An 18,396-nucleotide genomic window follows, 5' to 3' on the forward strand; every position below is an offset into this window, starting at 1 on the left:
CGTTTCACTGACATCATCAGGTCTCCGCCAAATCACGGAAACCTATGAATCACGCTTCCATCCCGCCGGGAATCCTGAATGTCGATTGGCCCTAGTCTCGTCACTGCGCATTGACGAACTCATACCCGATTGGCTATACGTCTACACATAGTCAATCGGGTATGAGTTATGTCCCAGCTTCACGACGCGGTGTTCCGGGCGCTTGCCGATCCCACACGACGCGGGCTTTTCGAGCGACTGTGCCGCCAGGGGGATACGACCGTCGCGGGGCTGTTGGCCGATGCCGGCGTCTCGCAGCCCGTCGTATCCAAGCATCTCAAGATACTGAAAGCCGCGGGGCTCGTGCGCGATCGGCACGAGGGCCGCTACACCTACTACAGCGCGCGACGCGAAGCCCTCACGACACTGATCGACTGGACAGACCAGATGACCGGGTTCTGGCAGGACCGCTTCGACGATCTCGACAATCTGCTCAAGAGGATGGACCAATGACCGATGCTATGGAATCGACGCGCTCTGTTGTCGTCGAGCGCGAATTTCCCTACCCACCGGAAAAGCTCTGGCGCGCGCTCACGCAACCTCATTTGATCGCCGAATGGCTGATGAGCAACGATTTCGGCCTCGAGGCGGGCCGCCGCTTCACCCTTACCGCCGACTGGGGCCAGGTCGACTGCGAGGTCGAGACGGTCGAGCCGAACCGATCGCTCTCCTACCGTTGGGACACCAAGGATTTGCGCAGCGTCGTAACCTGGACGCTCGACCCCACCGATACAGGAACCAGCCTGCGGATGGAGCAGCATGGATTCACGGCGCAGCAGAAGTCGTATTTCCAAGGCGCGTCAGTTGGATGGCCGCGCTTCATCACCCGGTTGGGCGAGGTTGCAGCAGGGCTGGACTGAGCGCGTGTCGCCAGGCGGCCATCAATCGAATTCGGGAGTTGTCGGAATGACGTTCGTTATCCGGAAAGTCCATCGCTGGGCGTCCCTGGTTTTCACCTTGGTCGTATCGGCCATATTTGCCGGCATGACCTTCATGGAACTGCCGGAGTGGTTTTACTATTTGCCGCTGCCTCCGCTCGCCGTGCTTTTGCCGACCGGGATCTACATGTTCGTTCTGCCTTACTTCAGCGGGCAACGCGACGGAACGCCAGCTCACGAGGGCCGCACGTGATGGCGGAAAAAGATTCTGCCAAGCCGATCCTCCTGGCTGGTGGTAACCCACAGATATCAAAGGGTTATGGAGACCCTGTCGTACAGGCTTACATCGACGCCATGCCCGGCTGGAAATCTGGCGTCGGACGCCGCCTGGACGCCCTAATCTCCGAAGCGGTTCCAGGTGTCGCCAAGGCCGTGAAGTGGAATTCGCCATTTTACGGGGTAGAGCAGGGATTCTGGTTCCTCGGGTTCCACTGTCTCACCAAATACGTCAAGGTCGCGTTCTTCAAGGGCGCGTCCCTTTCGCCGCTCCCGCCCGGCACCTCGAAGCAGGCGGATGTCCGCTATCTCGACATCTACGAAGACCGCCCATTCGACGAGCGGCAGTTCTCCGACTGGGTGAAGCAGGCAAGCACCTTGCCTGGCGAAAAGATGTGAGGCGCTCGCGGCGCCTTCGATCATCGTGCCTTGGATCTGTTCAGGGCCGCAGCTGACTTTATAAGCGCCTTGAAGGCATGCTCATCCACTTCGTCGCTCTCATGGAGGTCGATGGCGCGTCGTGTGTTGCCTTCTAGGCTGGAGTTGAACAGGCCTGAAGGGTCCTCCAGCGAAGCGCCCTTGGCGAAAGTCAGCTTCACAACGCTTTTGTATGTTTCGCCGGTGCAGATGATTCCGTGGTCAGACCATACCGGAACACCTCGCCACTTCCATTCCTCGACGACTTCAGGAACGGCCTGCCTGATGAGCGCGCGGACACGGGCGAGCGTCTTGCCTCTCCAGTCGTCCAAATCCTTGATCCTCGCGTCGATCAGCAAGGATGGGTCAGCGGCCTCGGTCGTTGCGCTCTTGTTCATGACGATTGCAACTCCTTCGGCTCCGCGCGGCCGATGGCGAAGCTGCACCTCAGGTGAGGGCCGCTTCGCAAATCACTTCGGAAACAGGAATGTCACGGCGGTGCGGAAGCCAAAGCCGTCTGGGCCGCTGTCAGGAGACTCGGCCCAGTAGCGTACGCCAGCCATCAGGCTGATCGGCTGCTTGTCGAGGACGATGAGCTTTGAGACGGTGAAATTGATCGGAACCGACCACTGCGAGGCCTCCCAGTTGTAGGTGCTCTCGGTGTTGAGCGCGAACGTCCATGCGTCCTTGGTGGTGTACGAGACGAAGGGCTGCAGGAAGGTCGAATTGATGCTGCTACGGTCGCCGTCACCAGCGAAGGACCAGATGTGGTTCGCCAATACGCCTACGGTCCAGGGGCCGGACTGTTTCAGCAGCACACCGGTTGGGCCCGCGCCCCATTTTTCACCCCCCAGCAGATCGTCGGTTGCCGTAGGTATCAAAAAGACCGGGCCGGCACCCCAGATGATGCCGCTGGGGCCGGGAGCCTTTGGCGAGAAGAACAGGCTCTGTGTGATATCGCCCAGGCCGAACTGGCTGCCCGAATCCCCGGCAATGTCGTTCTGCCAGGCGACCGGCAGGATCGTGCGCGAGATGATGTTCCAATTGTCGTTCAGCGAGAACGGGATGACGGGCTGGATGTTGACATAGGCCTTGTCGCCGTCATTCGGACCATAGCCGCTGTCATAGTTGAACTGGAAAGGCACGCTGATCATCGAGGCGATGGGATTGGACAGTTTCTTGGCCAGATCCGTCGCATCCTGAGCCAAGGCAGTGCTTGTCAGAAAGAGTGCAGGCAAGACTATAGCCGCGACCCCAGTCGCAGCCGATTTCGACACCACGATCGACATGCAATCACCTCTCCGAGCCACGCCTTTGTCAAGCATCACCCGTGGGGCGAAAGCCGTCAAGGAAGGGCGGAGATTTTTGGCGACGTTGTGGCCAGCAGGCGTCTACCTGACCGAGCCATGCGGCTCCCTGCCGTCGAGATAGCCCAGGTCGCGATTGAGGTGGTCGGAAACGTCGCGCGGGTCGAACATTGCGCGGCGGCGGCTGCGACCATTGCTCGCCGCCAACAGGGCAAACCATGTCTGGAGCGGGCCAAATACGGCGGCAAGGCGGCTCGTGTCGTTCATCTGCCAAATTCCGATGGTCAAATTCTGTTGAGGTGGTGTCGCGATATACGTATTGTTTTTGCTATGAATCCAACTCAATCTCGAAAGGTGGGCATAAGGAAATCTTATGTACAGGATCAATCAGTTGCCGCCGCTCACGGCGATCCGGGCGTTCGAGGCCTCCGCGCGGCTCGGCAGCTTCACCAAGGCCGCTGAGGAGCTCGGAACGACTCAGGCGGCGGTCAGCTATCAGATCAAGCTGTTGGAGGAGCGCGCCGGCACGCCGCTGTTTCTGAGGCGGCCCAAGCAGACCGAGCTGACCGACGCGGGCAGGGCGCTTGCACCCAAGGTGAGTGCGGCATTCGAGATGCTGGGCGAGGCGTGGGGCGAGACTCGCGGCGGTGCGCGCGGGGTGCTGGTGGTCAGCACGCTGCCAACCTTTGCCGCGAGCTGGCTCGCGCACCATCTCGGCGCGTTCCAGATGGTGCAGCCTGACCTGGCGGTCCGGCTTGAGACGACGACGCGGCAGACCGACTTCAAATCGGAGGAGGTCGACGTCGTCATCCGCAGGGACTACGGGCGCTTTCCGAAGGGGCTCGTGGGCAATCTGCTGGTGCCCAGTGACTTCGCTCCGATGCTGAGCCCGAAGCTTGCGGCGACGATCGGCGGGGTCAGGGAGCCGGCGGACCTGCTGAAACTGCCCCAGGTTGACCCTGGCGACAGCTGGTGGCGAGCCTGGTTCGAAGGTGCGGGATGGCCGACCGAGGCACTGCCAACGCACCAGGCGCCTAACATGGGTTCGCAGGCCTATGAGGCGATCGCAGCGATTGCCGGGCGCGGCGTGGCGATGCTGACCCCCATTTTCTACAAGCAAGAACTTGAAAACGGCACCCTGATCCAGCCATTTGACCATGTCGGCTCCGACGGCTCCGGCTTCTGGCTGGTCTATCCCGAGGAGCGGCGCAACGTTCCCAAGATCAGGGTGTTTCGCGAATGGATCCTGGCCGAGGTCAAGCGAACGCTCGGAACGGTTGGGTAGTCCGGACCCTTGCGGCCTCAGTGTCGAGCGCGATAGAGCGGTGATCGCAATCGAACCGTCGGAGGAGGTCTCACATGGCGCAGAAGGTGATCGGCCTGTTGGGTGGCCTGAGCTGGGAAAGCTCGGCCGAATACTACAGGATCATCAACGAGCTCGTGCGCGAACGTCTCGGCGGTTTGCATTCGGCACGGTGCCTCATGTGGTCGTTCGACTTCGCCGAGATCGAGGCGCTGCAAAGCGCCGATCGCTGGCAAGAGGCGACCGTCGAGATGATCGACGCCGCGCGGCGGCTTGAGCGCGGTGGGGCCGACTTTGCCGTCATCTGCAGCAACACCATGCACCGCATGGCCGATGAGGTGCATGCTGCAATCGACATTCCGTTGCTGCATATCGCCGACCCGACCGCCGAGCGGATACGCGAGGCGGGCCTGCGGCGAATCGGGCTGCTCGGCACTGCCTTCACCATGGAACAGGATTTCTACAAGGGCCGGCTGATCGAGCGTCACGGACTGGAGGTGCTGGTGCCCGAGGCCGAGGACCGGCAGGTGGTGCATCGCATCATCTACGAGGAACTGGTGCAGGGCCGCATCGACGCTTCGTCGCGCGACGCCTATCGCGAAGTGATCGCGCGGCTGGTCAGGCGCGGAGCGGAGGCGATTATCCTGGGCTGCACCGAGATCATGCTGCTGGTCGGTGCCGAAGACAGTGCCGTGCCGCTATTCGATACGACCGCCATCCATGCCGAAGCGGCCGTTGCGTTGGCGCTTTCTTGAGCCTCACGCCGTGCTTGCGGGCAGTGTCAGGTCCGCGTGCCGCAGGGCGTCGCCCGAACCGGCGCCGATGCGTTTCACGATCGCCGTTGCCTGAACCATGGTGATATCAAGCGGGCGAACGCGGTCGGCGGGCAGATACATCACGTTGCCGGACAGCGGCGTCGGCGCCTGCGGCAGGAATACGGTGACCCAGCCTTCGGCGACTTCCTCGACCAGATGGCCCAACTGCCAGCCGTCTTCGATGTTGATCAGGGCCGGCTTCAGGCTTCCGGAATTCTCAAGCTGCATCAGCCCTTCGGCCATGGTCCTTATCATCCGGTAAGGGGGGAGGCCGCCGATCAGGGATTGCTCGACCCACACCGAGAGCCGGGTGCCCGTGGCCGTCCGCGCGATCATGCCCGCGGCGAAGGAAACGACAATCAATGCCGCTACCGCCACGGTCGTGACGACGCTGAAGCCAGCCACGGCGCCCATCTGGTCGAGCTGCAGGCTATGAGAGAGAGGCGCGACGAACTGATGCGCCAGTTTCAAGGCGTGGCTCAGAAGGAGCGACAGCAGCACGACGGGCAAAAGGAATATGATGCCGCCGACAACCGTCGTTTTCAGGAAATTCGCCATGTACCGTCTCCGATATCCGATCCCGAAAGGTAGACATGGATTCAGCTGATGGCGAAAGGCTTTTCGCTTTGATACGCCGCAGATGACTGCCGCGGCGACAGTTCAAGCCTATGGGTAATGCCGATGCCCCTCAGGAACGCTTCGTCGTGGCTGACCACAAGAAGCGCTCCGTCATAGGCGCGCAATCCCGCCTCGACCGTCTCGATGGAATCGATGTCGAGGTGGTTGGTCGGCTCGTCGAGGATGAGCAGCGGCGGTGGCTTCGTACCGCCCAGAACGCAGGCAAGGCCGGCGCGCAGCAACTGGCCGCCGCTGAGGCTCGAAACGATCTGCAGGGCGGCATCGGCGCGAAACATGAAGCGCGCAAGGGCCGAGCGGCAGGCATTTTCACCGGCGTCGGGGTTGATGCGACGGAAATTGTCGCGGATCGAGGCGGAAGGATCGAGGAGGCTGACCTGCTGGTCGAGCATGGCGAAATCTGCCATGACCCGCACGCTGCCTGACCATGGCTGCAATTGTCCCGAGACTAGGGCGAGCAGGGTGGTCTTGCCCGAGCCGTTGGCACCGGTGATGGCGACACGCTCCGGCCCCGTTATGGCGAACGACAGGTCCTCGATGATCGGCCGGTCTTGGTGATAGCCGGCTTTGGCTTCTTCAATGCGCAATACGAGCTTGCTGGCCGGCAGGCCAGTCGTTGGCAGGACGACCGTGAACGGCTCGATGATCTCCAATTGCGCGCGGGCGGCAGCGGCGGCGTCGGCGGCCTGTGCGAGACGGCGTTCAGCCAGGCGTGCGTTGTCGCCAGCAGTATTTTCGCTGCGGTTCTTCTGTCGGTCGAGCAGGATGCGCGGCGCGTCGCCCTTGGCGCGCTTCTTGTGGCCGGCGCTGTCCTTGCGTGCCTTGCGTTCGGCAACTTTCTGGCTACTGCGCGCCACGTCCGCGGCGCGGCGCTCGGCTTCGGCCAAGTCCAGTCGGGCTGCTGCGAGCGCCGCCATCTTGCGCTCGTGGTAGTGGCTCCAGTTGCCGCCATGGCGCGTGGCACCCAGGGCGGTCAGCTCGACGATGGTGTCCATGGTGTCGAGCAGTTCGCGGTCATGGCTGACAACGATCGCACCCGCTCGCCAGCTCGCCATAAGCGCCAGGACAGCCGCTTTGCCTTCGCGGTCGAGATTGTTCGTTGGTTCGTCGAGCAAGATGAAATCTGGTTCACTGAAGATCAGCGCGGCAAGGCCGGCGCGGGTGCACTGGCCGCCTGAAAGCATTGCCAGGGGCGTTTCGGCAGGCATGTCGAGGCCGAGCCGGGCGAGGGCGGACGCGACGCGTGTCTCCAGAGACCAGTCGGCGTCGGCGAGCTCAGCGACATCCGCCTGGCCAGCTTCGGCGCGGCGCAGCAGCTCAAGGCCTTCGCTGGCGCCAAACAGGTCGGCAATGGTTTCATTGGCGGCAGGGCGGACCGACTGGCGCAGAAGGCCCAGGCTGCCGCTCACCGATACAGTGCCGGCTTGCGCCGGCAGACTGCCCGAAATCAGCTTCAGCAGCGTCGACTTGCCAACGCCGTTGCGCCCGACAAGCCCGGTGCGGCCGGTGTCGAAACTGATGTCGAGATCGGAAAAAAGCGTCCGGCCGTCAGGCGTGGACCAGGTGAGATTGGACAGTGAAACGGAAGCAGGCATGAATATCCTCGATGGCAAAACGGCTTGGCGTTGCTGTCGAGTTGAAATCCATTGCTGCACATATCCTGTCGGAATTGATAACAGGTTTCAAATAAGCTCTATGAGAGCCTTGTTCAAGGCAATTGTTTGCCGTGATTTCGAAGTAGGGGGATGGCATGGAAACCAAGCAATATCTCGGCGGTTGCCTGTGCGGCAATATCAGGTTCAGGGCGACGGGCGTGCCGGCCAATCCGCACAGCTGCTCATGCAGATTTTGCCAGCGGCATTCCGGAGCACCGACCTTGTGCTGGGTCGAGTTTCCAAGGGACGCCGTCGAATGGGTTGGCGAAGGCGGAGCGCCAGCGCTCTACCGCTCGTCGGATTATTCGAGCCGCTCGTTTTGCCCGCGCTGCGGCAGCACGCTGGGGGCGATCGACGATGACCCCACCGTCGCCCTGGTGACCGGCAGTTTCGATGCCGGTGAGGACGCGGAGCTGCGCCCGCTGTCGCATTCATTCGAAGATGGCTGCCCGAACTGGTGGAGGATCGACGTCAGGTAAGCGCGGGGGAGCGTGGCAGGGCGTTGGCCGGCGGTCCTCATTTCGACCAAGTGGACGCGCAGCACCTTGGGTGTATCGTATGGGACCAGCCGCACAGAGTTCTTTGTTGCATACCATTAGAGGCGCCCGGCGGGCGCGAAATCAGGGAGGAACAGGACATGGCTTCAGTTTCGATACATCCGGCACTCGATGGCGGGGTCAAACCCGGCAGCGCCAGTTTCAGCGGCGGCACTCTGGTCTGCGCCTGCACGGACAGGCCGGTGAAAGTGGCAATCAAGGGGCAGGTCGCGCACAACCATGCCTGCGGCTGCACCAAGTGCTGGAAGCCAGCGGGTGCCAAGTTTTCGGTCGTGGCCGTCACAGCGCATGAAAACGTCACGGTGCTGGAAAACGGCGACAAGCTTGCCGTGGTCGATCCTTCGGCTCTCATTCTGCGCCATGCCTGCAAGGGGTGCGGCGTGCACATGTATGGCCCGGTCGAGCGCGACCATGCTTTCAAGGGACTCGACTTCATTCATCCCGAGCGCTTCCAGGAAGCGGGCTGGGCGGAACCCGGCTTTGCCGCTTTCGTGTCGTCGATCATCGAAGCGGGTATCGATCCCTCCGAGATGGACGGCGTGCGCGCCCGACTGCGGGAACTTGGCCTTGAACCTTACGACTGCCTGTCGCCTGGCTTAATGGATTACATCGCCACCTGGGTAGCGAAGAAGTCGGGCGTGCTGAAGTCCTGACGCCAGGAGTTCGAGCGATTTCTAGCTCCTAAGACCTATGCCCCGCCTGCATCAAAGCACGGTGATCCGTGCTAGGGTGCCGGCGGGAGAAACGGCGGCAACGCTGATGCGCCCGCACGCCTCCTCAATCGAGGGAGGTCAGCATGGCATATTATGTTTTCCTGACGAACTTCACCGATCAAGGCGTCAAGTCCGTACGGGACACGACCAAGCGAGCCGATGCATTCAGGGCCATGGCCGAGAAGGGCGGGGCCAAGGTGCACACCTTGTTGTGGACGCTTGGCAAGCATGATGTGGTCAGCATTGTCGAAGCGCCCGACGACTTGACGGCGACTGCACTCAGCCTTTCCATTTCAGCGCTCGGCAATGTCAAGAACCAGACACTCAAGGCCTTTGACGCAGCCGACATGCGCCAGATACTGGGCAAGATGAGCTGAGCTCTTTCTCAATGCGGGGTGGAAGCCGCTTGCTCGAATTACCAGTCTCCTGCTTCTACCCCGTTCACGACCGATCTTCCCTTGCCCCTGATGTCTGATGTCACCGCCGGCGCGGGCTTGCGCGCCGCGCGAAGTCAGCCATTGTGCGGCGACGGCACGCTGCATAGGATCCGACATTGAATTTCCAACTTTCAAGGCGCAGCGCGCGCCCCGATCCGGCGGCGTTCATCGCGGCCAATCTATTGATAACACCGGTGCCCTCGCTGCCGGATGTCCGGCTCTATACCGCCCATCCCGCGAGCGGGTTGGCACAGCTTGCCGGAAACGACACCAACGACGACGCGCCGCCGCCCTACTGGGCCTATCAATGGGCCGGCGGGCTCGTGCTTGCCCGCCACATACTCGACCGGCCGGAGACGGTGAGGGGGCGGCGCGTGCTCGATCTTGGGGCGGGTTCAGGGCTCGTCGGCATCGCCGCGGCCAAGGCGGGCGCGCGCTCGGTGCTGGCTGCGGAGATCGACAGCAACGGCATCGCCGCGATCGGGCTCAATGCGGCACTGAATGACGTGGCCCTGACGGCGGCTTGCGACGACCTGACCAACGGTCCGCCGCCAGAAGTCGACCTGGTCTTGGTCGGCGACCTGTTTTACGCGCCCGATCTGGCAAGCCGCGTGACCGCTTTCCTTGATCGCTGTGTGTCGGCCGGCATCGAAGTGCTGGTTGGAGATCCCGGCCGGGCATACCTGCCGCATGTACGGCTTCGGCTGGTCGCCGAACATGCTGTGGCGGATGTCGGCACCGCCAGTACCGCCACGACAAAACCGAGCGCTGTGTATTCGTTCGTATAAGCGACGCTTGCCCATCCCGAAGAGGTGAATGTTGCGATCTTGACTTATTCCCATATGTGAGAATATTTCTCTATTATGGATATGGCGGATTTGCATAACGACACAATCGACAATCGTATCGCCCAGCGGCTAAGGGCACTCAGGGCGGAGCGCGGCTGGCCGCTGGACGAACTGGCCAGGCGCAGCGCGGTGAGCCGGGCGACGCTGTCGCGGCTTGAGAACGCAGAGGTCAGCCCGACCGCAAGCGTGCTCGGAAAGCTTTGTGCCGCCTACGGGCTGACAATGTCGCGGCTGATGCACATGGTCGAAGGGGAGTTCGCTCCTGTGGTGCGGCGACGGGCCCAAGAGGTCTGGTCGGACCCGGAAATCGGCTTTCGCAGGCGTTCGATCTCGCCGCCGGCCCAGACACTGGCGGGCGAGGCACTCGAATGCGAGCTCCATGCCGACACGCGCATTTCCTATGACGCGCCGCCGCGGCCGGGCCTCGAACATCATCTGATTTTGCTCGATGGCGCGCTTTCAGTGACCGTCGACGGCAAGTCCCATGACCTCAATCCCGGTGACTGCCTGCGCTACCAGTTGTTTGGTCCCAGCGCCTTTGAGACGTCCGCCCGGGCGGGCGCCAAATACATTCTTTTTGTTGTGTGAGGCATCATGAGCATTTCGATCTTCTCCGCCGCTGACATCGCAAGCCATCTCGGAGAGTTGGGCCGATTGCTGCACGCTTGTGTCCATGACGGTGCGAGCATCAGTTTCGTGCTGCCCTACTCGCAGGCCGACAGCGAGGCGTTCTGGAGCACCAAGGTTTTGCCAGGCGTGGAAGAGGGGACGCGGCTGGTGTTGGTGGCCATGGTCGAGGGCAGGATCGCCGGCTCGGTGCAGCTGAACCGCGATACCCCGCCCAACCAGCCGCACCGCGCCGAGGTCAACAAGCTTCTTGTCCATCCCGATTTCCGCCGCCAAGGCATCGGGCTGCAACTGATGGCGGAACTCGAGAGGTTGGCGCGCGAGATAGGCCGCAGCCTGATCACGCTGGACACGCGCACCGGCGACAAGGCCGAGCCGCTCTATGCCGCCCTGGGCTACCAGACTGTCGGCGTCATCCCTGGCTTCGCACGCGATCCGATGGGCGGCGACCGGCTCGATGCAACGACGATCATGTACAAGACGCTTTAAGACAGGCGAAAGCCTGAAGCCGATTTCCGTCGGGTCTCCAGATTTTTCTTCGTTTCCGCCGCTGACGGTCTATATCACGCCGGTGCCATCAACGCTGGCGGGTAGCCGGCCCCGACATGCGAGCGCAAGGCGCCGCTTGCCAAGGAGCCTTCATGGGCGGAGCATTACACGGTACCTGGCTCAATGACGCCCTTGTGTTCCTATTTGCCGCCGGCGTTCTGGCCCCCGTGCTCAGGTTGTTGCGGGTTCCAAGCGTTCTGGCTTTCCTGCTCGCAGGGGTGGTGCTGGGCCCCTTCGGCATAGGAGCTCTGGCCGAACACTGGCCGTTATTGGGGCACCTGACCTTTTCCGACCCGAAGGTGGCGGAGCCGTTTGCCGAGTTCGGCGTGCTGTTCTTGCTGTTCCTGCTCGGCACAGAGTTGTCCTTTGAAAAGCTGAAGTCGTTGTGCGGACTGGTGTTCGGGGCCGGCGGGCTGCAGGCGCTTGTGAGCGTATTGGCCATCACCTTGGCCGTCATGCTGATGGGCGTGGAGCATCATGTAGCGCTGGCGATCGGATTGGCTTTGGCGCTGTCGTCAACGGCAGTCGTCATGCAGACCCTGGTCGAGGAAAGGCGGGCGACTGGCCCAGTGGGGCGCGCAGCGCTGGCGGTGCTGCTGTTTCAGGACATGCTGGTGGCGCCGATCCTCATCCTGATCGGCTTTCTGGCGCAGGGGCCGGAAGCGAATCTCTTTCCGGCGCTGCTGGAGGCGCTGATCCAGGGCGGTATCGCTGTCGCGTTCCTCCTGCTGTTTGGGCGTTTCGTGCTGAAGGACGCCTTCCGCCTGGCTGCGCGCGCCGGTGGCCGCGACTTTTTGATGGGGCTGACGCTACTGGTGATCATCGGCGGCGCGGTTCTGACCGCTTCGGCAGGGCTGTCCATGGCGCTCGGCGCGTTCCTGGCCGGCCTGCTGCTCGGCGAGACAGAGTTCAAGCATCAAGCCGAAGTCGACCTGGAGCCGTTCAAGGGCTTGCTGCTCGGCCTGTTCTTCATGACGGTCGGTCTCAACCTCGACCTGACCACGATCTGGGGTTCCTGGCCGATCGTGTTGGGCGGTCTGGTCCTGCTCCTGGCTGCCAAGGCGGCGATTGCGGCCTTTGCATTGCGCGCGTTCGGCCTGAAACCCGCACTGGCAATCGAAACCGCGTTTCTGCTCGCACCGGCGAGCGAATTCGCCTTCGTGGTGGTGACCACTGCGACGGCCGTCGCGTTGTTCGATTCCGCCACCCCGACACTGATCGCCGGCATTGCCGGGCTGTCGATGCTGACGACGCCCCTGATGGCGCGGATCGGGCGAGCGCTGGCGGCCCGTTTTGAAGAAAAGACGTCCAACGACGCCGTGGCGGAATCCTATCCCGACCTTGGCGGCCATGTCGTGATCGCCGGCTTCGGCCGGGTCGGGCGTACGATTGCGCGAATTCTCGATGCCGAGGAAGCCGACATCGTGGCGCTGGAGCGCAATGCCGAGGTCGTTGCGCGCGAGCGCAAGGCGGGGCGCAAGATCTACCTCGGCGACGGCTCGCGCCCGGAGATCCTCACCCACGCGGGTCTTGCCGGCGCGAGCATGCTCATTGTCACCGTCGATGATCCCAAGGACGCCGCGGCCATGGTAAAGGCAGCGCGCCAGTTGCGGGGCGACATTCCGGTGCTGGCACGGGCGCGCGATGCCGAACATGCCCGCGAACTGTACGCCGCCGGCGCCGAATTCGTGATCCCGGATGCAATCGAGGCCGGGCTGCAGCTGGCTGGCAGGGCGCTGTCCGAGTTCGGCTATTCCAGCGAGGTTCTGGAGGATCGCATCGCAAGCGAGCGCAGCGTCGAATACCAGCGTGCCGGCACGAACTAGGCTGGCGGCACGCCTGGCCGGTGGTAGCAGCCGGTGGCAGCATATGTCAGTTTTTGCAGCGCGGTGGATTGACGACGGGCGATTTACGTTTTACGAATGACGAAATTTAAAAATCGTCAGTCGTAAATCGAGCGACCCGAAATGAACGATGTAGCCGAAAACCCCGTTGATCTGGCGCGACAGGAGACTGTCGGGCGCATTCTCGATTCAGCCGACCGGCTTTTCCGTCACTACGGCTATGCCAAGACCAACGTGGCCGACATCGCCCGCGATCTCGGCATGTCGCCGGCCAACATCTACCGCTTCTTCGCCTCCAAGGTCGAAATCCACCAGGCGATCTGCGGCCGCATGCTAGGCTTCGTCTACCAGATGGCCTGCGAGATATTGCGGTCCGAGGGCAGCGCCACCGAGCGCCTGCGCCGCTTCATTCACGCCCAGCACCGCCTGACCGTCGAGACGATGCTCGACCAGGAAAAGGTACACGAGATGGTCATCGTCGCGCTGGAGCGTGACTGGCATGTCATCGAAAAGCATATCGACCGGCTGCACGACCTGATGGCGGAAGTCATCCGCGAGGGCATCGAGTCGGGCGAATTTTCCAAGCAGGATCCGCAGATCGCCGCGCGATGCTTTGGCGCGGCGACTGCAACGCTGTGCCACCCGCAGATGGTGTCGCAGTGCGTCAACAAGCCTAACCGCGCGACGTTCGAAGAACTTACGGAATACGCCCTCAGGGCGCTGAAATAGCAGGGCGGCTTCCGGGCCGTCATCCCACATCCCGCTAGACAATCAGGAGTGCGAACGATGAATTCGTTCAAGACCTTCAATCCGAAACTGCGCCCTCTCGCCAGCCTGGCACTGGTGTCGTTGATCGGCATTGGCGTTTCCGCCTGCTCTGAAGCCAAGACGGAAACTGCCGCCTTGGTGCGGCCGGTCAAGGTGGTGGAGATCGCCAACGCCGGCACGACCCGCGAGCTTAACTATTCGGGAGGGGTAAAGGCCCGTACCGAGATGAACCTCGGTTTCCGCGTTGCCGGCAAGATGACCGAACGGGTTGTCAACATCGGCGACAAGGTGAAGGCTGGCGATCTTCTGGCCCGCATCGACCCGACCGACTACCAGCTTGCGGTGAGCAGTGCCGCGGCCAATCTCGAAGCGGCGGACAAGCAGGTCGAGACGGCCCATCTCGTCGATCAGCGTGCCCAACAGCTGTTTGACCGGAAATTCGCCTCCGAAGCCCAGCGCGAGCAGGCGGCACTGAGCTACAAGCAGGCCGTTTCATTGCGCGACGCGGCGGCTTCGTCGCTCAAGCAGGCGAAGAACCAGGTCGGCTATGCCGAACTGCGCGCCGACCAGAATGGCATCGTGACCGCCGTCAACGCCGACACCGGCCAGGTCGTCGGCTCTGGCACCCCGGTGGTCAGCGTTGCCGTCGACGGCGAAAAGGAAGTGCAGATTGCGGTGCCCGAGCTGGAAATCGCCCAGTTCACGCCCGGCAAGGCGGTCAAGGTCAGCTTCTGGTCGGACGACAAGCTCGTGCTGGACGGCAAGGTGCGCGAGGTCGCCGGCAGCGCCGACCAGCTGTCGCGGACCTTTTCCGTGCGCGTCAGCCTGCCTGATGACTCACGCGTGCTGCTTGGCATGACCGCGACCATCGAGGCGTCGGTCAACAACGGCAAGGCATTCGTTTCGATCCCTCTCAGCTCTCTCGCCAAGCAAGACGGCAAGCAGATCGTGTGGGTAGTCGACAACGACCGGCAAACGGTGCATGCGCGCGACATCAAGGTAGCAAGCTTCGCCGATGACGGCGTCGAGGTCGCCGACGGCCTGAAGCCCGGCGATATCGTGGTGGCCGCCGGCACCCAGTTCATGACTGAGAACCTGAAGGTCAAGCTGCCGACGGCTGAACAGCGCTCGGCCGCGAACGAGGCCACAGCAGCGGTCCGCTAAGGACAACAATCCCGCTAGGCGCCGGGCGGCCGATAGGGCTGGCGACGCCGTAGAAAAACCTGAACCTGCGCATGTCTCGGTGCCGCTGACGGCACCCTTGCGCCAGCGTGGAACCACGGCCATGGATAATTCCAGCCAGAGCAAGCAGCCCTTCAACCTGTCGCGCTGGGCAATCGGGCATCCGAGCATCGCGCGTTTCCTGTTCGGGCTGATCATCATTACCGGCGCGCTCGGCCTGATGCGCATGGGCCAGAGCGAGGACCCGGACTTCACCTTCAGCGTCATGGTGGTGCAGGCGGTCTGGCCTGGCGCCTCGATCGAGGAGATGCAGGACCAGGTCGTCAACAAGATCGAGCGCAAGCTGCAGGAAACGCCGCATCTCGACTGGGTGAAGTCCTACACGCGCGCCGGCAGCGCCATCATCACCGTGCAGGTCAAGGGCAATACGGATACCGCCCAGGTGAAGGACGCCTTCTACCAGGTGCGCAAGAAGGTCGGCGATATATCGAGCGAGCTGCCGCAAGGCCTGATCGGCCCGTTCTTCAACGACGAATTCGGCGACACGTTCATCACGCTGCATTCGATATCGGGCGAAGGCTACAGCTATCCCGAACTCAAGAAGATCGCCATCAAGGCGCGCGACATGCTGCTGACGACGCCCGGCGTCGAGAAGGCCGTAATCCTCGGCGACCAGCCGCAACGTATCTATATCGACGTCTCCTCCAAGGCGCTGGCCGAACGTGGGCTGACGCTGAACGACGTGCGCGCCACCATCGCCGGGCAAAACAACATCGACCCGGCTGGCGCTGTCGACACCAGCACGCATTCGGTACGCATCTCGGTCGAGGGCGACCTTTCCAAGGCCTCCGACATTCGCGAGCTGCGCCTGCGCGCCGGCACCCAGGTCACGCGGCTTGGCGACATCGCCACGGTGACGACCGGCCTCGAAGACCCTTACCAGCGCAAGTTCCGCTACAACGGCCAGGACAGCGTCCAGGTCGGCGTGGTGATGGCCAAGGGCTTCAAGGTCACCGATGTCGGCAATGCCGTCGAGGAGACCTACAAGCGTTTCGAGGAATCGCTGCCTTATGGCGTGTCGGTCGACCAGATTTCCAACCAGCCCGAGGTGGTGACGGAGGCCATCGGCGAGTTCATGAAGGCGCTGGTCGAGGCGTTGCTGATCGTGCTTGTGGTGTCGTTCCTGTCGATCGGCTGGCGCTCGGGCATGGTCATCGCGATCACCATTCCGCTGGTGCTGGCCGCGACCTTCGCCGTCATGTACCAGCTTGGCATCGACCTGCAGCGCATCTCGCTTGGCGCGCTGATCATCGCGCTCGGGCTGCTGGTGGACGACGCCATGATCGTCGTCGAGATGATGGAGCGGAAGCTCGAGGAAGGGCTCGTCAAGGTCGACGCGGCATCCTTTGCCTATTCGTCGACGGCGTTTCCGATGCTGACCGGTACGTTGATCACCACGGCAGGCTTCATCCCCGTCGGCTTTGCGGCCTCGACGGCGGGCGAGTACGTACGATCGCTGTTCTACGTCGTTGGCATCGCGCTGGTGATCTCGTGGTTCGTGGCGGTCTATTTCACGCCCTGGCTTGGCAACGTGATCCTCAAGCAGCGCAAGCATGCCGGCAGCCACCACGATGCCTTCGATACCAATTTCTACCGCCGCCTGCGCGCGACGGTGAGCTGGGCGGTGCGCCACCGCATCATCGTGCTGGTGATGACGCTGGTGACTTTCTTCGGCAGCCTGTTTGCCTTCCAGTTCATCCCGCAGAACTTCTTCCCGCAGTCGTCGCGGCCCGAAATCCTTGTCGATCTTTGGCTGCCCGAAGGCACCAGCATCAAGGAGGTCGAAAAGCAGGCCGAGGCGCTGGAAGCAAAGATGATGGACGATCCCGACAAGAAGTTCATCGCCACCTATATCGGCGAGGGCGCGCCGCGCTTTTTCCTGCCGCTCGACCAGCAGCTGCGCAACCCCAACTACGCCCAGCTTCTGATCATGGCCAATGACGAGCCGGCCCGCGAAAGGCTGATCGTCAAGCTGCGCACCATCCTGGCCGAGGATTTCCCTTCGATCCGCGGCAAGGTCGACCGCCTGTTCCTCGGGCCGCCCACCGGCTGGCCGGTGCAGCTGCGCGTGATGGGTCCGGACCGCGCCGAGGTCAGGCGCATCGCCGACGAGGTGAAGGCGAAGTTCGCCGCGACCCCCGAACTCGGCGCCATTCACGACGACTGGCTCGAGCCGGTGCCAGGGATGAAGCTGGTCGTCGATCAGGACAGGGCGCGGGCGCTGGGCGTTTCCTCGCAGCGCATCCGCCAGATGCTGCAGGCGACCATGTCGGGTGCGCCGCTGGACGATTTCCGCGACGGCGAGGAAACGGTGTCGATCGTTGCTCGCGAGCCGGAGGCCAACAGGCACCTGCTGTCGGCGGTCAACTCTGTCTACATTCCGACCGACTTCGGTGGCTTCGTGCCGCTGTCGCAGGTGGCCAAGGTAGTGCCTGTGATGGAGCAGGGCATCGAATGGCGCCGTGATCGCCTGCCCACGATCACGGTCAGGGCGACGCTGCCTGACGGCATCCAGCCGAACGACGTGGCGATGAAGCTGTATGCCGACCTCAAGCCGCTGCGCGACGGCCTTGCTCCGGGCTACAAGGTCGAGATTCAGGGCGGTGCGGAGGATGCGGCCGAAAGCCAGGCTTCGATCGCCGCCAAGGCGCCGATCATGCTGCTGGTCATCGTTCTCCTGCTGATGGTTCAGCTCCAGCACTTCGGCAAGTCGATGCTGGTGCTGGCGACCGGACCGCTCGGCATCATCGGGGCGGCGGCAGCCTTGCTGATATCGGGCGCGCCCTTCGGTTTCGTCGCGATCCTCGGCGTCATCGCGCTGCTCGGCATCATCATCCGCAACTCGATCATCCTGGTCGACCAGATCGACCAGGACATCGCGGCGGGCATGGAGCGATACGAAGCGATCGTGGGGGCTGCGGTGCGCCGCTTCCGGCCGATCGTGTTGACGGCGATGACGGCGGTACTGGCGCTGATCCCGATCTCGCGCGGCGTGTTCTGGGGCCCGCTCGCCTATGCCATGATGGGCGGCATCCTGGTGGCGACCGTGCTGACGATCCTTGTGCTGCCGGCTGGCTACGCGCTCTTCTTCGGCAAGGAGCCGAAGAAGAGGGTGGCCGAACCAGAAAGCGCGGACCACGGCAACGTCACCGAGATCGCGCCCCGTCCGGCCTTGGCTGCTGAGTAGGCAATTAATAGGTGCGCGAGAAAATCGCGCGCCTATTCTATTGCGTATTGGCGATGAAGCGTGAGGGGTGAATGTTCATCGTGTTGATGTCTACGCGGGCGTCGTACGCTACCAGACTTTCGAACAGGTCGACCAAGATGTGGGCTTCGTTGACCGTCGAAGCCTTGTGCGGATCGAGCGAACCCGGTTCGTGGGTATTGCCGCGATGATAGACCGTTTCGGCGTAGGTGCCGCTCGACGAAATCAGGGCAACAATGAGTGCTGCTGCCAGTCTCAGCATATCGCCCCCACACATGCC

General features: G+C 62.7%; 21 protein-coding genes and 1 pseudogene. 16 read left to right on the forward strand and 6 right to left on the reverse strand.

From position 1 onward, the window contains the following. Positions 1-168: 168 nt before the first annotated feature. Genes C8K44_RS07310 through C8K44_RS07325 form a run of 4 tightly spaced genes read left to right on the forward strand, consistent with a single transcriptional unit; the run spans position 169 to position 1,592 of the window. Positions 169-492, forward strand: a complete 324-nt coding sequence (locus C8K44_RS07310) for a metalloregulator ArsR/SmtB family transcription factor (RefSeq protein ID WP_109575125.1) — start codon at positions 169-171, stop codon at positions 490-492. Further along, on the forward strand, positions 489-899 hold the full coding sequence (locus tag C8K44_RS07315; protein WP_109575126.1) for an SRPBCC domain-containing protein: 411 nt from the start codon (positions 489-491) through the stop codon (positions 897-899). Before C8K44_RS07310 ends, C8K44_RS07315 begins: the two co-directional genes overlap by 4 nt. Positions 900-945: 46 nt before the next feature. Next, on the forward strand, positions 946-1,170 hold the full coding sequence (locus C8K44_RS07320) for a hypothetical protein (protein ID WP_109575127.1): 225 nt from the start codon (positions 946-948) through the stop codon (positions 1,168-1,170). After that, positions 1,170-1,592, forward strand: coding sequence for a DUF1801 domain-containing protein (locus C8K44_RS07325; RefSeq protein WP_109575128.1), 423 nt, complete (start codon positions 1,170-1,172; stop codon positions 1,590-1,592). The genes C8K44_RS07320 and C8K44_RS07325 overlap by 1 nt, the downstream gene beginning before the upstream one ends. Before the next feature lie 20 nt (positions 1,593-1,612). On the opposite strand, the gene C8K44_RS07330 is transcribed toward C8K44_RS07325, so the two are convergent. The 3 genes from C8K44_RS07330 to C8K44_RS07340 form a co-directional block, all read right to left on the reverse strand. Next, a complete protein-coding gene (locus C8K44_RS07330; RefSeq protein ID WP_109575129.1) occupies positions 1,613-2,008 on the reverse strand; it encodes a DUF1801 domain-containing protein in 396 nt (131 codons plus the stop codon). Between the two features lie 72 nt (positions 2,009-2,080). After that, positions 2,081-2,848: a transporter gene (locus tag C8K44_RS07335; RefSeq protein ID WP_245417407.1), complete on the reverse strand. Its 768-nt coding sequence runs from the start codon at positions 2,846-2,848 to the stop codon at positions 2,081-2,083. A 153-nt stretch (positions 2,849-3,001) separates the two neighbouring features. Continuing rightward, entirely contained in the window at positions 3,002-3,184 is a 183-nt protein-coding gene (locus C8K44_RS07340; RefSeq protein ID WP_109575130.1) for a hypothetical protein, read from the reverse strand. Between the two features lie 106 nt (positions 3,185-3,290). Between C8K44_RS07340 and C8K44_RS07345 the strand changes: the two genes are divergently transcribed. Both C8K44_RS07345 and C8K44_RS07350 read left to right on the forward strand, forming a co-directional pair. Beyond that, on the forward strand, positions 3,291-4,202 hold the full coding sequence (locus C8K44_RS07345; protein ID WP_109575131.1) for a LysR substrate-binding domain-containing protein: 912 nt from the start codon (positions 3,291-3,293) through the stop codon (positions 4,200-4,202). Between the two features lie 74 nt (positions 4,203-4,276). After that, the gene (locus tag C8K44_RS07350; protein ID WP_109575132.1) at positions 4,277-4,975 is read left to right on the forward strand and encodes an aspartate/glutamate racemase family protein; all 699 of its coding nucleotides are present in this window, start codon (positions 4,277-4,279) and stop codon (positions 4,973-4,975) included. A 3-nt stretch (positions 4,976-4,978) separates the two neighbouring features. Here C8K44_RS07350 and C8K44_RS07355 read toward each other — a convergent pair whose 3' ends face one another. After that, positions 4,979-5,593, reverse strand: coding sequence for a hypothetical protein (locus C8K44_RS07355; RefSeq protein WP_109575133.1), 615 nt, complete (start codon positions 5,591-5,593; stop codon positions 4,979-4,981). A 41-nt stretch (positions 5,594-5,634) separates the two neighbouring features. Further along, entirely contained in the window at positions 5,635-7,266 is a 1,632-nt protein-coding gene (locus C8K44_RS07360) for an ABC-F family ATP-binding cassette domain-containing protein (RefSeq protein ID WP_109575134.1), read from the reverse strand. A gap of 155 nt (positions 7,267-7,421) precedes the next feature. Between C8K44_RS07360 and C8K44_RS07365 the strand changes: the two genes are divergently transcribed. The 10 genes from C8K44_RS07365 to C8K44_RS07410 all read left to right on the forward strand — a co-directional run bounded on the left by C8K44_RS07365 (position 7,422) and on the right by C8K44_RS07410 (position 18,098). Continuing rightward, positions 7,422-7,805 (forward strand): GFA family protein, encoded by a 384-nt coding sequence (locus C8K44_RS07365; RefSeq protein WP_109575135.1) that lies wholly within the window; start codon positions 7,422-7,424, stop codon positions 7,803-7,805. 158 nt (positions 7,806-7,963) lie between these two features. Beyond that, a complete protein-coding gene (gene gfa, locus C8K44_RS07370) occupies positions 7,964-8,536 on the forward strand; it encodes an S-(hydroxymethyl)glutathione synthase (RefSeq protein ID WP_109575136.1) in 573 nt (190 codons plus the stop codon). Positions 8,537-8,679: 143 nt separating this feature from the next. Beyond that, complete coding sequence (locus tag C8K44_RS07375; RefSeq protein WP_109575137.1) at positions 8,680-8,973, forward strand: GYD domain-containing protein; 294 nt, start codon at positions 8,680-8,682, stop codon at positions 8,971-8,973. A gap of 176 nt (positions 8,974-9,149) precedes the next feature. Beyond that, complete coding sequence (locus C8K44_RS07380) at positions 9,150-9,821, forward strand: methyltransferase (protein ID WP_109575138.1); 672 nt, start codon at positions 9,150-9,152, stop codon at positions 9,819-9,821. Positions 9,822-9,911: 90 nt separating this feature from the next. After that, positions 9,912-10,469: an XRE family transcriptional regulator gene (locus C8K44_RS07385; RefSeq protein ID WP_245417408.1), complete on the forward strand. Its 558-nt coding sequence runs from the start codon at positions 9,912-9,914 to the stop codon at positions 10,467-10,469. 6 nt (positions 10,470-10,475) lie between these two features. Further along, the gene (locus C8K44_RS07390) at positions 10,476-10,997 is read left to right on the forward strand and encodes a GNAT family N-acetyltransferase (RefSeq protein ID WP_109575140.1); all 522 of its coding nucleotides are present in this window, start codon (positions 10,476-10,478) and stop codon (positions 10,995-10,997) included. Positions 10,998-11,149: 152 nt separating this feature from the next. After that, positions 11,150-12,883 carry a cation:proton antiporter gene (locus tag C8K44_RS07395; protein ID WP_109575141.1) on the forward strand — a complete coding sequence of 578 codons (1,734 nt, stop codon included), beginning with the start codon at positions 11,150-11,152 and terminating at the stop codon, positions 12,881-12,883. A 141-nt stretch (positions 12,884-13,024) separates the two neighbouring features. Then, positions 13,025-13,630 (forward strand): TetR family transcriptional regulator, encoded by a 606-nt coding sequence (locus C8K44_RS07400; RefSeq protein WP_109575142.1) that lies wholly within the window; start codon positions 13,025-13,027, stop codon positions 13,628-13,630. Positions 13,631-13,687: 57 nt separating this feature from the next. Next, entirely contained in the window at positions 13,688-14,833 is a 1,146-nt protein-coding gene (locus C8K44_RS07405) for an efflux RND transporter periplasmic adaptor subunit (RefSeq protein ID WP_109575143.1), read from the forward strand. A gap of 121 nt (positions 14,834-14,954) precedes the next feature. Next, positions 14,955-18,098, forward strand: coding sequence for an efflux RND transporter permease subunit (locus C8K44_RS07410; RefSeq protein WP_109575144.1), 3,144 nt, complete (start codon positions 14,955-14,957; stop codon positions 18,096-18,098). A 100-nt stretch (positions 18,099-18,198) separates the two neighbouring features. On the opposite strand, the pseudogene C8K44_RS07415 reads toward C8K44_RS07410, so the two are convergent. Continuing rightward, positions 18,199-18,378 (reverse strand): annotated as a pseudogene (locus tag C8K44_RS07415) (peptide ABC transporter substrate-binding protein); the annotation flags it as partial. Positions 18,379-18,396: the final 18 nt, after the last annotated feature.

Origin of the sequence: Aminobacter sp. AP02, from assembly GCF_003148805.1 — a bacterium.
GTDB lineage: Bacteria > Pseudomonadota > Alphaproteobacteria > Rhizobiales > Rhizobiaceae > Aminobacter.